The sequence below is a fragment of the Pseudomonas fluorescens genome (assembly GCF_001708445.1).
Lineage (GTDB): Bacteria > Pseudomonadota > Gammaproteobacteria > Pseudomonadales > Pseudomonadaceae > Aquipseudomonas > Aquipseudomonas gorinensis.
This window is the reverse complement of record NZ_CP015637.1, coordinates 4,015,003-4,030,138: the sequence shown is the minus strand read 5'-3', so window position 1 is coordinate 4,030,138 and position 15,136 is coordinate 4,015,003. Positions and strand designations below refer to the sequence as shown.

Sequence of the window (15,136 nt, the reverse complement as noted above, 5' to 3'; positions counted from 1 at the left end):
TTTTTTTGGCGCAAATTAATCCAACCGTTCCGGATAGGTGATCACCAGAAACGCCACCGCCTCGCTGTCCGATGGGTTGCGGTAGCGGTGGGGCTGGTCGGCATAGAACAGGATCGAGTCGCCAGTGGAAAGCAAATAGCGCTCGTCGTTGACGCTGACCTCCAGCACGCCCTGGGCCACCACCAGGTTTTCCTGGATGCCCGGGCCGTGGCCTGCGGAAATTTCTTCGCCCAAGGCGCGCAGGCGAATCTCATAGAATTCGGACTGGCGCGCCGTATCGTATGGAAATAACGCGCGGCTGACGAAGGCCCCGTCAGCACTCACCAGGCGCTTACTCCGTTGCGCCGGCAGTACCTCAACCCCTTCAAACGCGCGGTCTTCCAGAAACGCCGCCACCGATACCTTCAAGCCCTTGGCGATCTTGCACAGAACCTTGATCGACGGGACGCTGCGCCCGGATTCGATCTGCGCCAACATCGCCCGGCTGACGCCGCAGGCACGTGCCAGGCCGTCCAGCGACAAGTGGCGCTTGCTGCGCAGGCGTTGCAGGTTATGCGCCACGCAGAGGCTGATGACGTCATCGTCGTTGCTGGGCTTGGGCAGCGGTTCAGGTGCTTCGGGAATCACGTGCAGAAAACTCATCGGCCTTACGCCCGGCGAGTGTCGCTGGGCAGGGAAGCTTGGGCGGTGAACAGCATCAACCCGGCACGCGCTGCGTACATCGCCCACATCAACTCGGCCGCAGCTCGTGCCTGGCGGCGTTTGCGGTGGAGGGTGAAGTCGATGACGGTAGCGGATGTGTGCATGGGGGCGGTCTCGTGATGCGTGGGTGACTCAGTGGCTCCACAGTAATGCTTGCCGGTTATTTCTATAAATACTGAGTTTGCATTTGTTAATTCGATTTTGGACTTAAAAATAATCCCCGTCCGATGCTGTTGTGGGAAGGCTCTGGTCCGTTAATCAGGCGTGACCTGATGCACCGGTTTGCCTTCCCATCACTGTTCGCGTGCCAGGCCCTGGCTTCCACGCCCCCGAATTCAAAGGACTCCCCATGCTTTTGCGTCAACCTCCGCTGCTGTTTGCCGCCTTGACCCTCACTTCACTGGTGCAAGCCGAAGAACTGCAACTGGCTCCGGTCGAAGTCACCAGTAGCGAAGCCAGCGCGGGCGAAGTGGCCCAGACGCAGCTCAAGAGCGTGCCTGGCGGCACCAACTACATAGACATGAACAGCGTGCAGCAGGGGCGGGTGAGCACCAATGAAGACGTGTTCAAGTACCAGGCTGGGGTGTACGCCAAGGCGGCCAATAACGAAGGCGTGAAGCTGTCGATCCGTGGCTCGGGCCTGAATCGCAGCCCGGGTGCCCATGCCTCGGGGCTGTATGAAATGTTCGACGGCTTGCCGCTCACCGGGCCTGGCGGTACGCCCTATGAACTCAAGGACCAGCTGTGGCAAAGCCGTGTCGAAGTGCTGCGCGGCGCCAATGGGTTCGATCAAGGCGCATTGGCCCTGGGCGGTTCAGTCAACTATGTGACCCGCACCGGCTACGACGCGCCCAAGTTGCAAGTGCGCTACGAGGCGGGCAGTCGCGGCTATGGCCAGCGGGAGATCAGCTCGGGCCAGGTGCTGGGGGACGCCGACTACTTCGTCAGCCTCACCGGTTCAGAGTCCGACGGCTACCAGCACCAGAGCACCGGCAGCGGCAAAGGGGTCGCGGCCAATTTCGGCTATCGCTTCAACCCGGACCTGGAAACGCGCTTTTACTTCCGTTACCGCGAAACCACCAATGAGACGCCCGGCAAGCTTACGCGCGACCAGATCAACCACGATCCGCGTGCCGCCAACAGCCTTAACGCCGCCCGCGATTCGAAGCGCCTGCAACCCGGCTCCACCTGGATCGCCAACAAAACCACGCTGCAGTTGGACGATACCTCGCGGCTCGAAGTCGGCCTGGCCTACCACGACTACCCCATGGACCTGCGTGAAGGCACCAATCGCCTGAAAGTCGCCTACACCGATATCAGCAGCACCCTGAAATACATCCGCCAGGACACGCTGTTCGGGCATGCCAGCACCACCACCCTCGGCCTGCGCACCACCCAGGCGATGCCGAACAATGGTGCGTCGGAATACGTGCGAACGCCCGCTGGCAATACGGCCACCTTTGCCCCCGGCACCAAGACCCGCGACTACAGCTACCTGGGCTCCGACACCGTGCTGCACCTCGGCAACGAGCTGGAACTGGTCCCGGACCTGTGGCTGACCACTGGCCTTGCCGCGATCTACACTCGCCGCGAAACCCAAGTCACCTATCCCGAAGGCCAGGCGCCGCTCAGTCAACATGACTGGGACTACGCGCCACGCATCGGCCTGCGTTATGACTTCAACCCGCAATTGCAGGTGTACGGCAACCTGAGCCGCTCGGTCGAGCCACCCCATGCCTGGTCGATGATCTGGGGGTCGAACAAATACTTCCCCGCAGGCAGTGGTGCGGCCACAGGTTTGCAACGCGAAGGCGTGAATCTGAAAAACCAGACCGCCACCACCCTGGAAATCGGCGGGCGCGGTGAAGCCGGGTTCGGCCAGTGGGACCTGGCGCTGTACCGTTCCGAAGTGCGCCACGAACTGCTCACCGTGGAAACCCAGGCGCAGACCTCGACCCGCAATGCCATCGTCGCAGAGTCCAATGCCAGCCCCACCGTGCACCAGGGCGTGGAACTGAGCCTGCTCAGCCCGTTGTGGGACGGTGGCCGCAGCGGCGCGCTCGCCCTGCGCCAGGCGTATACCTTCAGCGATTTCCACTACCGCGACGATGACCGCTTCGGCGACAACACGTTGCCGGGCATCCCCAAGCACTATTACCAGGCACAACTGCGCTACAGCCATCCGACCGGCTTCTACACCAGCCTCAACACCGAGCATTCCTCACGGGTGGCGGTGGACTACGCCAACTCCTACACCGCCGCCGCCTATACCTTGCTGGGTGCCACCGTTGGCTATGACGCGCCCAAGCAGGATTGGCAGGCCTGGGTCGACCTGCGCAACCTCACCAACCGGCGTTACGCCAACACCGTCACGCCCGGTTACGACGACAAGGGCCTGGACGTGGCCCGATCCACACCGGGCGACGGGCGTGGCATCTATACCGGGGTGTCATGGAGCTGGCGCTAAGAGTGCAAACAGGGGGGAGGCCCATGCCCGGGTTAGAAATGTAAACGATGTCCCCGGTTTGTAACCTCGCATAAGCCATTCCAGTCGACCGCATTCTTGTGGCGAGCGGCCTTGTTGTGGCGAGCGGGCTTGCCCCGCGTTGGGCTGCGCAGCAGCCCCAAAACCAGGCGATTCAATATGCCTGGATAAGCGCGGTGGCCTTATTGGGGCTGCTTCGCAGCCCAACGCGGGGCAAGCCCGCTCGCCACAGGTTACGCTCGCCACATTGGGTTCGCGGTGCTTTTAGAGAGTGTGAGCCCCCTTGCCCCGATATCGTTTTACTGGCATTGTTTGCGCAATTGGTAATATTTCCCATTTGAGAAGTTTTTGCGCATGCATGACATTCCGGCCGCGCTGGGCGATTCAGTGCGTCAGCAAACCCTTACGGCAATGTACAGCGAGCACCACGGCTGGCTGCATGGCTGGCTGCGCAAAAAACTTGGTTGTTCCCAGCACGCTGCCGACCTGGCGCATGACGCGTTCATCCGCGTACTGATGCTGGCCGAGCCGCAAAACATCAAGGAACCCCGTGCGTTCCTTGCGACAACGGCGGGGCGCCTGTTGATCGATGGCGCGCGTCGCCGACGTATTGAAAAAGCCTACATGGAGGCCCTGGGAATCCAGTGCGAAGAGGCAGGCATGCCCGATCCGGCCGCGATCCACGTGGCGCTGCAAGCCCTGGAGCGCATCGCCGAGATGCTCGCCGGCTTGCCCGCCAAGGCGCGCGAAGCCTTCTTGTTGAGCCGCCTCGATGGGCTGACCTACAACGAGATCGCGACCCGCCTGGACGTATCCCCCAGCACCGTCAAAAACTACATCTCCACGGCGCTGGTGCATTGCTACCACAGCCTGCATGCGGCAGACCCATTGGCATGAGTTCCGAGCAGATCATCCAGCAGGCTGCGAACTGGCTGACGCGCCTGCACGACGAAGATGTCAGCGACACCGACCGCCAAGCCTTCAATGCCTGGTGCCAGGCCGACCCTCGCCACCGGGTGGCCATCGAACGCATGCGCAGCCTGTGGGGCAGCCTCGACACCTTGCCGGCGCAACCGGCGCGGATTGCCTTGAACCGCGCATTCGCCCCGCAACGCGCGCGCGGTGCCCAGGTGGTGGGCTTGCTCGGCGTATTGCTGTGTGGCTGGTTGGGCCTTGAGCACTTGCCGGTATGGATGGCCGACCAACGCACCGGTGTCGGTGAGCGCCGTCAAATCGCCCTGGAAGACGGCAGCCAATTGCAGCTCAACAGCAACTCGGCGGTCGACGTGAAATTCGACGGCCACCAGCGTGTGATTGAATTGCTGCAGGGCGAGTTATGGGTGGACGTGGCCAAGGATGCGCAGCGGCCGTTCGTGGTGCGTACCGATCAAGGTACGGCGACCGCACTGGGTACGCGTTATATGGTCAAGCGCGCAGCGGACGGCACGACGGTAGTGACGGTGATCGAATCCACCGTGGCGGTCAAAGGCGAGGGCGCAGACAGCGTGAAAGTCGCTGCCGGCCAGCGTTCGATCCTCGACCACGGCCATGCCCAGGCCGCGCAAGCCATCGCCAACACCGACCCGGACGCCTGGACCCGCGGCCTGCTCAAGGTCAACGACCAACCGCTGGGCGAGGTGCTGCAAACCCTGGCCAGCTATCGTCATGGGGTGGTGCGCTTCGATGCCCAGGCCCTGCGGGATGTGCGAGTGTCTGGCGTATTCAAGCTGGACGACAGTGCAGCCGCGCTCTCAGCGCTGGCGGACAACCTGCCGATCCGGGTGGAGTACTTCACGGATTTGCTGGTGGTGGTCAAACCTCGCTAGCTCAGGCTTCGTTCTGCCGCAGGCGCTTGTACAAGGTGTTGCGGCTGACTCCCAGCTCCCGTGCCAGGTGGGAAATGTTCCCGCCTGCTGCCTTCAGGCGTTGCTTCAGGTCGAGGGTCTCATCCAGGTATTCAGTGGCCGGCAGCGGTGCCGTCAGGTTCAAATCCACAAAAAAATCGTCCGGCAGATGCTCCGCGCGGATCGGCTGTTCTTCGGCCATGGCCAGGGCCACCTGCAACACGCTGCTGACCTGGCGTAAATTGCCCGGCCAAGGGTGCTGCTCGAATAGCGCCAGCACCTCGGGACTGAGCCCGGCCCACTGGGTCGGCTCGCGATGCTGCTGCCATAGCTGTTGGAACAGCGCGCGCTTGTCGGTGCGCTCGCGCAGGGGCGGTAGTTCCAAGGTCAGGCCACCGATGCGGTAGTACAAATCCTCACGAAAACGCCCGGCCTGCACAAGCTCTCGCAGTGCGCGGTTGGTGGCGGAGATGATGCGCAAGTCCACCGGGAACAACTCGCTGCTGCCCACGGGTTGCACGCAACGTTCCTGCAATACCCGAAGTAGACGCGCCTGGGTCGGCAGGGGCATGTCACCGATTTCATCGAGAAACAGCGTGCCTTTGTCGGCCTTGCGAATCAGGCCGATGCTGCCTTTCTGATTGGCGCCGGTGAACGCGCCTTTTTCATAGCCGAACAGTTCCGATTCCACCAGCTCTGCCGGAATGGCTGCACAATTCACTGCGATAAACGCCTGCCGGCTGCGCGAACTGGCCTGGTGCAGGGCTTTGACGAACACCTCCTTGCCCACCCCGGTTTCACCGTGGATCAGCAGCGGGATATCTTTTTCCAGCAGCCGCTCGGCCTGGCGTACGGCTTTTTCCACGCGGGCTTCACCGAAATGCAAGGTCTTGAGGCCCATCGCGACGGGCTTGGGCGGTATCGGTTCGCTGAACACGCGCGCCTGCACCGGCGTTTGCTTGGGCCGTTTCAACACGCATTGGAAGCGATTGCGTCCCGCCGCCTGCAACGAGAACGGCAACCCCTCCGGCTGATTGAGCAACTCCAGCAACGACACCTTGAACAAACTGTCGATCATCACCCGCGACAGGCTGATGCCCAGCAGGTTGTCGGCGCGGCGGTTGGCCGAGAGCACCTGGCCGCTTTCATCGAAGATCAGCAGGCCGGCCCACTGGCTGTCGAGGTTGCTCAGGCCAGTATTGAAGGTCAGCTGAAAGTGCTCGCCGCGAAACAGGTTGAGGATCAGCCGGTTCTCCACGGTCTGGCTCATCATCTTGACCATGCCCAGGGTGTGCGAGGGCGGCAGGTAGCTGTCGCTGGACACATCCAGCACGGCGATGATTTCACGCTGGGCATCGAAGATCGGCGCCGCGGAGCCGGTCATGAAACGGTTGGCTTTCAAGAAGTGTTCATCGTGCTCGATATGCACCGCCTGGGCACAGGCCAGCGCCGTGCCGATGGCATTGGTACCGCTGGAGCGCTCCATCCAACTGGCGCCAGCGCTGAAACCGCGGGCCAGCTTGGGCTCGATAAAGCGCTGGGTGCCCCACGAAGTCAGGACCTGGCCCTGGTTATCGGCCAGCATGATCAGGCAGTTGGAGTTGCTGAGGATGTTCTCGTAGTAGGGCAGCACTTCCTGATGAGTGGTCTGTACCAGGGAATGCTGGCTTTCCAGCAACTGGCTGATGCCTTCGGCGGGGAGCTGGTCGAAGCTGGGGGGGCTCTGGTGGTCCAGGCCGTACGCGCGGCAGCGGCGCCAGGATTCCTGGATTAAGGTGTCGTGAGCCAAGGGTTCGGCCATGGGGCGACCTTCTTTTTATTGTTTTGGGGTCTTGCACTATTTACCCGACGCAACGGGGACAAAATGGGGGAGGGGGCAAGCTCTAAGGCTTTTTTGTAGGAGCGAGCTTGCTCGCGAAAAACCTCAACGATAACGCGTGCTTCCTGAATGAACACGGCGCCTGTGAGTTTTTCGCGAGCAAGAACTAGGCGTCCCCCTCGCTCCTACAGAAGGCCATGTACGCTTAACTGACTGGCAGCCCCCTCCCGCATTTGACCTGTGTTGATCGTTCCATCGGGTTCAAACAGTGTTGTTCATAACTGTTCATTGTCAACCCCAGGATTGTTCAATTGTTCAGCCTGATCTGTTCATTTTTGTTCGTTCCTGAACATCACGTTCAGCCCACCGCCTTGTGAATCAAGCACCTGCCGTCTTGGCATGAAACTCGCTCTGAGGACTGGCCAGATTCATTCCAATAATAAAAAGGGCGTGTCATGTCATTGACCCTGGAACATGTCTCCCGCGTCGTCGAAGGCCAGACCTGGATCGACGACGCCAACCTGCGATTCGAAGCCGGTTCCTTCAACGTCCTGCTGGGCCGCACGCTGTCCGGCAAGACTAGCCTGATGCGCCTGATGGCCGGCCTGGACAAGCCCGACAGCGGCCGCATCCTGATGAACGGCGTGGATGTCACCCACAAACCGGTGCGTCTGCGTAACGTGTCGATGGTGTATCAGCAGTTCATCAACTACCCGACCATGACCGTATTCGAAAACATCGCCTCGCCGTTGCGCCAGGCCGGTGTGTCCGACGAGCTGATCCAGAGCAAGGTGCTCGAAACCGCCAGGATGCTGCGCATCGAGAAATTCCTCCAGCGTCACCCCTTGGAACTGTCTGGCGGCCAGCAGCAACGCACGGCCATGGCCCGCGCCCTGGTCAAAGACGCCGAACTGATCCTGTTCGATGAACCGTTGGTGAACCTGGACTACAAACTGCGTGAAGAGCTGCGTCAGGAAATGCGCGAGCTGTTCAAGGCGCGGCATACCATTGCCATCTACGCCACCACCGAGCCCAACGAGGCGTTGGCCCTGGGCGGCACCACCACGATCCTTCACGAAGGCCGAGTGATCCAGAGCGGCAGGGCCGCCGAGGTCTATCACCAGCTGCAAACCGTGCTGGCCGCCGAGCTGTTTTCCGAACCACCGATCAACCTGATGCCGGGGCGTATCAGCGGTAACGAGGTGAGCTTCGCCAATTTCGTGCACTTTCCGTTGAATGTCGACCTGCGCCCCATCGGCGAAGGCGATTTCCGCTTTGGTGTGCGCCCCAGCCATATCAGCCTGGTACCGAGCAACGACGATGACCTGGAGTTGGCGGTGACCGTGGAAGTCGCCGAGATCAGCGGTTCAGAAACGTTCCTGCATGTGCGCAGTGAACACTTCCTATTGGTCCTGCACCTGCCGGGCGTGCATGAGTACGACGTCGACGCGCCGATCCGCGTGTATATCCCCACCCATAAACTGTTTGTGTTCGATGGCCAGGGCCGTTTGGTCCAGGCCCCCGGGCGCCGTGTCGCGAGGGTTGCCTGATGGCCGAGATCCATTTGCAGAACCTGGCGCACAGCTACAGCCCTACGCCGGCCGGTCCTGAGGACTACGCCATTCGGGCAATGAACCACGTGTGGGAGCAGGGTGGTGCCTACGCCTTGCTCGGGCCGTCGGGCTGCGGCAAATCGACCCTGCTCAATATCATCTCCGGGTTGCTCAGCCCCTCGGAAGGCCAGGTGTTGTTCGACCAACAGGTGGTCAACGAGCTGACGCCGGAGAAACGCAACATCGCCCAGGTGTTCCAGTTCCCGGTGGTCTACGACACCATGACGGTGTTCGACAACCTGGCTTTCCCCCTGCGAAACCAGGGTATGGCCGAGGCGAAAATTCACAGCAAGGTGCAGGAAATTGCCGAAGTCCTCGACCTGCAAAACCTGCTGAGCAAAAAGGCGCGCAACCTCACTGCCGACGAAAAGCAGAAAGTCTCCATGGGCCGTGGCCTGGTGCGCGATGACGTATCGGCGATCCTCTTCGATGAACCGCTGACCGTGATCGACCCGCACCTCAAATGGAAACTGCGGCGCAAGCTCAAGCAGATCCACGAGCAGTTCAATATCACCATGGTCTACGTCACCCACGACCAGCTGGAGGCGTCGACCTTTGCCGACAAGATCGCGGTGATGTACGGCGGCCAGATCGTGCAGTTCGGCACGCCACGGGACCTGTTCGAACGGCCGAGCCACACCTTTGTCGGCTATTTCATCGGCAGCCCGGGGATGAATCTGATCGAAGTGCAGGCCGAAGCCGGCGGGGTGCGTTTTGCCGGTACGTATCTGCCGTTGTCGGAGGCCTTGCAGCAGCGCATTTCCGAAACGGACTACACGAAGCTGCAGGTCGGCATCCGCCCGGAATTTGTCCATGTGTGGGATGAGCACAACCCTGACGCCCTGCAGGCCGACGTCACCCATGTGGAAGACCTCGGCACCTACAAGATCGTGACCCTCAACCTCGACGGCGCCACCCTGAAAGTGCGCCTGGCCGAAGACAAACCGGTGCCGGAGGGCAGGGCGTCCATCAGCTTTCCCGCGCAGTGGCTGATGGTGTATGCCGACGACTACCTGCTGGAGGTGCTGCCATGAACAAGGTGCAGAACAACAAGGCCTGGTGGCTGGTGTTGCCGGTGTTCCTGCTGGTGGCGTTCAGCGCGGTGATCCCAATGATGACCGTGGTCAACTATTCGGTGCAGGACATCTTCGACCAGTCCAGCCGCTACTTTGTCGGCGCCGACTGGTATAAACAGGTGCTGCTCGATCCGCGCCTGCATGACTCGCTGTTGCGCCAGTTCATCTACTCGGCCTGCGTGCTGCTGATCGAAATCCCCCTGGGCATCGCCATCGCCCTGACCATGCCGACCAAGGGCCGCTGGTCGTCGCTGGTGCTGATTATCCTGGCCATTCCCTTGCTGATTCCATGGAACGTGGTCGGCACCATTTGGCAGATTTTCGGCCGCGCCGATATTGGTTTGCTCGGCTACAGCCTCAATGCCCTGGGCATCAGCTACAACTACGCGGCCAATACCCTGGACGCCTGGGTCACGGTGCTGGTGATGGACGTATGGCACTGGACGTCGCTGGTCGCGCTGCTGTGCTATTCGGGGCTGCGGGCCATCCCAGATGTGTACTACCAGGCGGCGCGGATCGATCGCGCATCCGCCTGGGCGGTTTTCCGACATATCCAATTGCCGAAGATGAAAAGCGTGCTGCTGATCGCGGTGATGCTGCGCTTTATGGACAGTTTCATGATCTACACCGAGCCCTTTGTCCTCACGGGGGGCGGGCCGGGTAACGCCACTACCTTCCTCAGCCAGACGCTGACCCAGATGGCCGTAGGCCAATTCGACCTGGGCCCGGCCGCGGCGTTTTCCCTGGTGTATTTCCTGATCATTCTGTTGGTGTCCTGGTTGTTCTACACCGCCATGACCCATTCCGACGCCAACCGCTGAGGTCGCCAGCATGAGCAAGCGCAAAGTCATCCCCCTGCTGATTTATATCCTGTTCCTGCTGGTGCCGATCTACTGGCTGTTGAACATGTCCTTCAAGAGCAACACCGAAATCCTCGGCGGGCTGACGCTGTTTCCGCAGGACTTCACCCTGGCCAACTACAAGGTGATCTTTACCGACCCGAGCTGGTACACCGGTTACCTCAACTCGCTGTACTACGTGAGCCTGAACACGGTGATTTCACTGAGCGTGGCGTTGCCGGCGGCCTATGCTTTCTCGCGTTACCGCTTCCTGGGTGACAAGCACCTGTTCTTCTGGCTGCTGACCAACCGCATGGCGCCACCCGCGGTGTTCTTGCTGCCATTTTTCCAGCTGTATTCGTCCATCGGCCTGTTCGATACGCACATCGCCGTGGCCTTGGCCCACTGCCTGTTCAACGTGCCGTTGGCGGTGTGGATCCTCGAAGGCTTCATGTCTGGCGTGCCCAAGGAAATCGACGAAACCGCTTACATCGATGGCTACAGTTTCCCCAAATTTTTCGTGAAGATTTTTATCCCATTGATCGGCTCCGGCATCGGCGTCACGGCGTTTTTCTGCTTCATGTTTTCCTGGGTCGAACTGCTGCTGGCGCGCACCCTGACTTCGGTCAACGCCAAGCCCATTGCGGCGGTGATGACGCGCACGGTGTCGGCGTCGGGGATCGATTGGGGCGTGCTGGCGGCGGCGGGGGTGTTGACCATCCTGCCGGGCATGCTGGTGATCTGGTTTGTTCGCAACCACGTGGCCAAGGGCTTTGCCCTGGGCCGGGTCTGAGGAGTCGATGATGGAATGGATGGCCTGGACCACCCCTACGGCGCTGTTCTTTGGCGGCATTGCCCTGATTCTGGCGGGCATGACCACCTGGGAACTGCGTTCGCCGAGTATCCCTCGGCGCGGTTTGTTGCCGATCAGCACCACCCGTGGTGATCGCTTGTTTATCGGTCTTCTCGGAAGCGCCTACCTGCACCTGCTGGTGATTGGCGTAACCGACTGGAGCATCTGGGTGGCGTCCGCGCTCTCCCTGGTATGGCTGTTGAGTGTGATGCGTTGGGGCTAGTGCCTCGACACCTTGTAGGAGCGAGCTTGCTCGCGAAAATCGCCAACGATAACGCGGGCATTCTGGATGTACGCGGTGTCGTCGGGTTTTTCGCGAGCAAGCTCGCTCCTACAGGAGGGCTGTGGCGTTTGTAGTCCTTTTTGAAATTAACCAGGAGGTCTCTATGTTGAATAAAAACAATAAGCTGCGACATAGCATTTCATTGGCCGCCGTACTGGCCCTCAGCGGTTTGAGCGCCACGGCCTGGGCCGATGCGTACGAAGACGCGGCGAAAAAATGGATCGGCAGCGAGTTCAAACCCTCGACCCTCACGGCCGACCAGCAGCTTGAGGAACTCAAGTGGTTCATCAAGGCTTCGGAACCGTTCCGTGGGATGAAGATCAACGTGGTGTCGGAAACCCTCACCACCCATGAGTACGAGTCCAAGGTGCTGGCCAAGGCCTTCAGTGAAATCACCGGGATCAAGCTGACCCACGACCTGCTGCAGGAAGGCGACGTGGTGGAAAAGCTGCAAACCCAGATGCAGTCCGACAAGAATATCTATGACGGCTGGGTCAACGACTCGGACTTGATCGGTACGCACTTTCGCTATGGCAAGACCGAATCGATCACCGACCTGATGGCCAACGAAGGCAAGGCCTTCACCTCGCCGACCCTGGATATCAAGGACTTTATCGGCATCTCCTTCACCACTGCGCCGGACGGCAAGATCTACCAGTTGCCCGACCAGCAATTCGCCAACCTCTATTGGTTCCGCGCCGACTGGTTCGAGCGTCCGGAACTCAAAGCCAAGTTCAAGGAGAAGTACGGTTATGACCTCGGCGTGCCGGTGAACTGGTCCGCCTATGAAGACATCGCCAAGTTCTTCAGCGAAGACGTCAAGGAAATCGACGGCAAGCGCATCTATGGCCATATGGACTATGGCAAGAAGGATCCGTCCCTGGGCTGGCGCTTCACCGATGCCTGGTTCTCCATGGCCGGCGGCGGCGACAAGGGCCTGCCCAACGGCTTGCCGGTGGATGAGTGGGGCATTCGCGTGGAGGACTGCCACCCGGTGGGCTCCAGCGTGACCCGTGGCGGCGATACCAACGGCCCGGCCGCCGTGTTTGCCACGCAGAAATACGTGGACTGGATGAAAGCCTACGCCCCCCCGGAAGCGGCGGGCATGACCTTCTCCGAGTCCGGCCCGGTGCCGTCCCAGGGCAATATCGCCCAGCAGATCTTCTGGTACACCGCGTTTACCGCCGACATGACCAAGCCGGGCCTGCCCGTAGTGAACGCCGACGGCACGCCGAAATGGCGCATGGCGCCATCGCCGGTCGGGCCGTATTGGGAAAAGGGCATGAAGAAGGGCTATCAGGACGTGGGCTCCTGGACCTTCCTCAAGTCGACGCCTGAGAAGCAGAAACTTGCGGCCTGGCTCTATGCTCAGTTCGTGACCTCGAAAACCGTGTCGCTGAAGAAAACCATCGTCGGCCTGACGCCGATTCGGGAATCCGACATCAACTCCCAGGCCATGACCGACCTGGCGCCGAAACTCGGTGGCCTGGTGGAGTTCTACCGCAGCCCGGCCCGGGTGGAATGGACCCCGACCGGCACCAACGTGCCGGATTACCCACGCCTGGCGCAACTGTGGTGGAGCAACATCGCGGCCGCCGCCAGCGGCGAGAAAACCCCGCAACAGGCGCTGGATAACCTGGCCAAGGAGCAAGACGCGATCATGACGCGCCTGGAACGCTCCAAAGTGCAGCCGGTGTGCGGCCCGAAAATGAACCCTGAGCGTGACGCGCAATACTGGTTCGACCAGCCGGGCGCACCGAAACCGAAACTGGCCAACGAGAAGCCTAAAGGCGAGACCGTGGCCTACGGCGACCTGCTCAAGCAATGGGAGGCAGCGCGTAAATAATCATTCCGGAACACGCGGTAAAAACGGTGGAAGGGGGCTTGCCCTCGATGAGGGCGTGTCAGTCACCTAGTGGTTAACTGACCCGGCGCCATCGGGGGCAAGTCGAATCGTCGCACCGCCCCTCCCACATTTGGATCTGCATATATCCGGTAAATTTCGGTCTGGTTTTGTTCTGTCTTTTGCTGCCTTGGAACCGACCGATGTTGTGGCTGGTGTACTCGGTAAAAATGTGGGAGGGGGCTTGCCCCCGATGGCGGTGTGAAGCCAACAGCACCACCGCCTTCGAAGCCTCGCTAAAGCTCGACATCTCCCACAGGGGATCGTCAGGCCTCGGGTGGATCTGCTGGTTCCCCAACAAACCGCTTGGCCAGAAACCCATACAACAGATACCCCAGCGCCAACACCAGCATCGCGCCAAACACCGGCGCTTCCCCGCATGCGTAAATCGCATACAGCGAATACCCCACGGCTACTACGACCACCAGCGTGTTCCGCGCCTGTACCGTCGCACTGGCGCGCGCCTTGTGCATCATCACCAGCAAGCCGCTGAGGGCGGTCACATAGGGCACCAGGTTGGTCACCACCGCCAGGTTCACCAGCTTGCTGAACTGCGCACTGGCGCTGGGCGAGATGGTCGACAAGGCGATCAGGCTTTGCAACGTCGCACAGGCCAGCAGCCCCAGCACCGGCGCATTGGCCTGGGTGACCCGGCTGAAAAAGCGTGGAAACAGGCGTTGGTCCGCCGACATCTTGGCCGTCTGTGCCAGGGTGAATTGCCAACCCAGCAGCGAACCGATGCAAGCCACCACCGCCAGCGCCATGATCAGCTTGCCCACCCAGGGGCTGAACATCTGCGCATAGACCAGCGCAAACGGCGCGGAGGAGGCCGCCAGCTCAGCGTTGGGGACGATGCCCTGGATCACCGACGTCGACAGCACATACACCACCGCCACCCCCAGCGTGCCCAGCAGGCACGCCAGCGGTACGGTGCGCTCGGGGTTCTCGACCGCGTCATAGCCTTGGGCGGCCGACTCCATGCCGAGGAAGGCCCACAGGGTCAGGGGAATACTCGCGCTGACGGCGTCCCACAGGTAGCGTCCGTGCGGGTTCCATGCCGCGGTGAACACCTCGGCCCGGAAATAGAACCAGCCGATCACGCACAGCCCCGCCACCGGAAGGATCACGCCCCACACCGTCACCACGCCGATGCGCCCGGTGATGCGTGGGCCGCCGAAGTTGGCCGCGGTGGTCAGCCAGATCAACGCCAGGCTGCCGATAAACAACGGCATCGGCCCACTGCCCAGCCAGGGGATAAACGCTGACAGATAACCCACCGCTGAAATCGCAATCGCCACATTGGCGATGATCAGCGAGAGAAAATACAGGAACGAACACATGAAGAACCCGGACTTGCCGTGGGCCTCTTCGGTGTAGGCCGACATGCCGCCGCTGCGCTTACAAAAAAGCCCGCATTGGGCAAAGCCGTAGGCAATTGCCATCGAACCCACCGCCGTGACACCCCACGACAGCAACGAAATGGCCCCCAATTGCGCCATGCTGGCCGGCAACATGATGATGCCCGAGCCCATCATATTGATCGCGACCAGGGCGGTCAGGCCCAGCAGGCTCATCTTTTTACTGGGTGTGGACATCGGTATTCCTTGGGGTTGAATAGCGAGCACTGTCGTTGTGGCGAGGGAGCCATGGCTTGGACACATTCGGCGCGTCCTTTGGCCTGCGTCAACCTCCGCGCCTGTCATACTGCAATGGACTCAG

Annotated in this window: 13 protein-coding genes; 9 read left to right on the top strand and 4 right to left on the bottom strand. The window is 61.0% G+C overall.

Translation table 11 applies throughout. The features are described from left to right. Positions 1-15 precede the first annotated feature (15 nt). Positions 16-642: a helix-turn-helix domain-containing protein gene (locus tag A7317_RS17715; protein ID WP_069076485.1), complete on the bottom strand. Its 627-nt coding sequence runs from the start codon at positions 640-642 to the stop codon at positions 16-18. A gap of 5 nt (positions 643-647) precedes the next feature. Beyond that, the gene (locus A7317_RS30885; RefSeq protein WP_168233656.1) at positions 648-806 is read right to left on the bottom strand and encodes a hypothetical protein; all 159 of its coding nucleotides are present in this window, start codon (positions 804-806) and stop codon (positions 648-650) included. A 245-nt stretch (positions 807-1,051) separates the two neighbouring features. Between A7317_RS30885 and A7317_RS17710 the strand changes: the two genes are divergently transcribed. The 3 genes from A7317_RS17710 (at position 1,052) to A7317_RS17700 (ending at position 5,013) form a co-directional block, all read left to right on the top strand. Then, positions 1,052-3,169, top strand: coding sequence for a TonB-dependent receptor family protein (locus A7317_RS17710; protein WP_069076484.1), 2,118 nt, complete (start codon positions 1,052-1,054; stop codon positions 3,167-3,169). Between the two features lie 372 nt (positions 3,170-3,541). After that, a complete protein-coding gene (locus tag A7317_RS17705; protein WP_024076097.1) occupies positions 3,542-4,084 on the top strand; it encodes a sigma-70 family RNA polymerase sigma factor in 543 nt (180 codons plus the stop codon). Further along, positions 4,081-5,013, top strand: a complete 933-nt coding sequence (locus A7317_RS17700) for a FecR family protein (protein ID WP_024076096.1) — start codon at positions 4,081-4,083, stop codon at positions 5,011-5,013. Before A7317_RS17705 ends, A7317_RS17700 begins: the two co-directional genes overlap by 4 nt. Position 5,014: 1 nt before the next feature. Here the strand turns inward: A7317_RS17700 and A7317_RS17695 are convergent, their stop codons facing one another. Then, on the bottom strand, positions 5,015-6,832 hold the full coding sequence (locus tag A7317_RS17695) for a sigma-54-dependent Fis family transcriptional regulator (protein ID WP_069076483.1): 1,818 nt from the start codon (positions 6,830-6,832) through the stop codon (positions 5,015-5,017). A gap of 473 nt (positions 6,833-7,305) precedes the next feature. Here A7317_RS17695 and A7317_RS17690 point away from each other — a divergent pair, with 473 nt between their 5' ends. From A7317_RS17690 to A7317_RS17665, 6 genes are all read left to right on the top strand, one after another. Next, positions 7,306-8,400, top strand: coding sequence for an ABC transporter ATP-binding protein (locus A7317_RS17690; RefSeq protein ID WP_069076482.1), 1,095 nt, complete (start codon positions 7,306-7,308; stop codon positions 8,398-8,400). After that, positions 8,400-9,497 (top strand): ABC transporter ATP-binding protein, encoded by a 1,098-nt coding sequence (locus A7317_RS17685; protein ID WP_024076093.1) that lies wholly within the window; start codon positions 8,400-8,402, stop codon positions 9,495-9,497. The genes A7317_RS17690 and A7317_RS17685 overlap by 1 nt, the downstream gene beginning before the upstream one ends. Continuing rightward, positions 9,494-10,360: a carbohydrate ABC transporter permease gene (locus tag A7317_RS17680; RefSeq protein ID WP_024076092.1), complete on the top strand. Its 867-nt coding sequence runs from the start codon at positions 9,494-9,496 to the stop codon at positions 10,358-10,360. Before A7317_RS17685 ends, A7317_RS17680 begins: the two co-directional genes overlap by 4 nt. Before the next feature lie 10 nt (positions 10,361-10,370). Continuing rightward, a complete protein-coding gene (locus A7317_RS17675) occupies positions 10,371-11,171 on the top strand; it encodes a carbohydrate ABC transporter permease (RefSeq protein WP_003174634.1) in 801 nt (266 codons plus the stop codon). A 10-nt stretch (positions 11,172-11,181) separates the two neighbouring features. Further along, positions 11,182-11,454, top strand: a complete 273-nt coding sequence (locus A7317_RS17670; protein ID WP_014718862.1) for a DUF2160 domain-containing protein — start codon at positions 11,182-11,184, stop codon at positions 11,452-11,454. A gap of 163 nt (positions 11,455-11,617) precedes the next feature. After that, positions 11,618-13,360 carry an ABC transporter substrate-binding protein gene (locus tag A7317_RS17665; protein ID WP_024076091.1) on the top strand — a complete coding sequence of 581 codons (1,743 nt, stop codon included), beginning with the start codon at positions 11,618-11,620 and terminating at the stop codon, positions 13,358-13,360. 323 nt (positions 13,361-13,683) lie between these two features. Here the strand turns inward: A7317_RS17665 and potE are convergent, their stop codons facing one another. Continuing rightward, the gene (gene potE / locus A7317_RS17660) at positions 13,684-15,012 is read right to left on the bottom strand and encodes a putrescine-ornithine antiporter (protein WP_069076481.1); all 1,329 of its coding nucleotides are present in this window, start codon (positions 15,010-15,012) and stop codon (positions 13,684-13,686) included. Positions 15,013-15,136: the final 124 nt, after the last annotated feature.